Here is a 1,884-nt window from a genome sequence, read left to right as displayed (position 1 = left end):
GCCTCGGGGGCCGGCGCGGCCACGCCGACGGGCCTGCCTGCGGGGAGAGCCGCACCCGCGGACGCGGCGCCGCGGCGATCACCGCAGGACCGGAGCTCAGGCCACGCGGGCCCGGTGTGTCCCGGCCGGTGGGGGCGCACTCGCATGGCACGCCCCTGACAGGAAAGATGGGCGGTGAGCGAACGATCCCACCGAGGAGGAACGGACTCATGGCGCACGAGCGCGCCGGCCGGCCGGCCGGTCCCGAGGACCTTGTGGACGTGGCCCGGCTGGTCACGGCGTACTACACGCTGCACCCCGACCCGGCCGACCCGGGACAGCGGGTGGCGTTCGGCACCTCGGGCCACCGCGGCTCGTCCCTGGCGAGCGCCTTCAACGAGGACCACATCGCCGCCACCAGCCAGGCCATCTGCGAGTACCGGGCCGCCCAGGGCACCGACGGGCCGCTCTTCCTGGGCGCCGACACCCATGCCCTGTCCGAGCCGGCCAAGGCCACCGCGCTGGAGGTGTTCGCCGCCAACGAGGTGACCGTCCTCATCGACGGCGCGGACGGCTACACCCCCACGCCCGCCGTCTCGCACGCCATCCTGACGTACAACAGAGGCCGCACCAGCGGCCTCGCCGACGGCGTGGTCGTCACCCCGTCGCACAACCCGCCCGCCGACGGCGGCTTCAAGTACAACCCGCCGAGCGGCGGCCCGGCGGCCTCCGACGCCACCTCCTGGATCCAGGACCGCGCCAACCAGATCATCACCGGCGGCCTGAAGGACGTGCGCCGCCTCCCGTACGCCCGCGCCCTCGCCGCGGACACCACCCAGCGGTACGACTTCCTCGGCACGTACGTCACCGATCTGCCGAGCGTCCTGGACCTGGACGCCGTCCGCGCCTCCGGCGTGCGCATCGGCGCCGACCCGCTCGGCGGCGCCTCCGTCGCCTACTGGGGCCGGATCGCCGAGCAGCACGGCATCGACCTGACGGTGGTCAATCCGCACACCGACCCCACCTGGCGGTTCATGACGCTGGACTGGGACGGCCAGATCCGCATGGACTGCTCCTCGCCGTACGCGATGGCCTCCCTCATCGAGCAGCGCGACCGCTTCCGCATCGCCACCGGCAACGACGCCGACGCCGACCGGCACGGCATCGTCACCCCGGACGCGGGTCTGATGAACCCCAACCACTACCTCGCCGTCGCCATCTCCTACCTCTACCGGCACCGCGACCGGTGGCCGGCCGCCGCGGGCATCGGCAAGACCCTCGTCTCCTCCACCATGATCGACCGGGTCGCCGGCGACCTCGGCCGCCGGCTCGTCGAGGTGCCGGTCGGCTTCAAGTGGTTCGTGGACGGACTGATCGGCGGCGACCTCGGGTTCGGCGGCGAGGAGTCGGCCGGCGCGTCCTTCCTGCGCCGGGACGGGTCGGTGTGGACCACCGACAAGGACGGCATCATCCTCGCCCTGCTCGCCTCCGAGATCACGGCCGTCACGGACAAGACCCCCTCGGAGCACTACGCCGACCTGACGGCCCGCTTCGGCGCACCCGCCTACGCCCGCATCGACGCCCCCGCGACCCGCGAACAGAAGGCACTGCTCGGCAAGTTGTCGCCGGCGCAGGTCACCGCGGACACGCTGGCCGGGGAGGCGGTCACGGGCGTCCTCACCGAGGCACCCGGCAACGGCGCCGCGATCGGCGGCATCAAGGTCACCACCGAGAACGCCTGGTTCGCCGCCCGGCCCTCCGGCACCGAGGACGTCTACAAGGTGTACGCCGAGTCCTTCCTCGGCGCCGACCACCTGGCCCGGGTGCAGGAGGAGGCCCAGGCCGTGGTGCTGGGAGCGCTCGGCGGTTGAGCGGTCGGCGGGGCGGCCTCCCGGCCCGGGAGGC

1 protein-coding gene is annotated in these 1,884 nt (G+C 73.6%); it reads left to right on the top strand.

What is annotated here, in order from left to right:
* Positions 1 to 209 precede the first annotated feature (209 nt).
* Complete coding sequence (gene pgm / locus ABZV94_RS41460) at positions 210 to 1,850, top strand: phosphoglucomutase (alpha-D-glucose-1,6-bisphosphate-dependent) (protein ID WP_356350260.1); 1,641 nt, start codon at positions 210 to 212, stop codon at positions 1,848 to 1,850.
* Positions 1,851 to 1,884 lie beyond the last annotated feature (34 nt).

The organism is Streptomyces sp. NPDC004658 (genome assembly GCF_040609555.1).
GTDB lineage: Bacteria > Actinomycetota > Actinomycetes > Streptomycetales > Streptomycetaceae > Streptomyces.
Note: the sequence above shows the minus strand (reverse complement) of the source record. Positions and strands in the feature narration are given on the sequence as shown.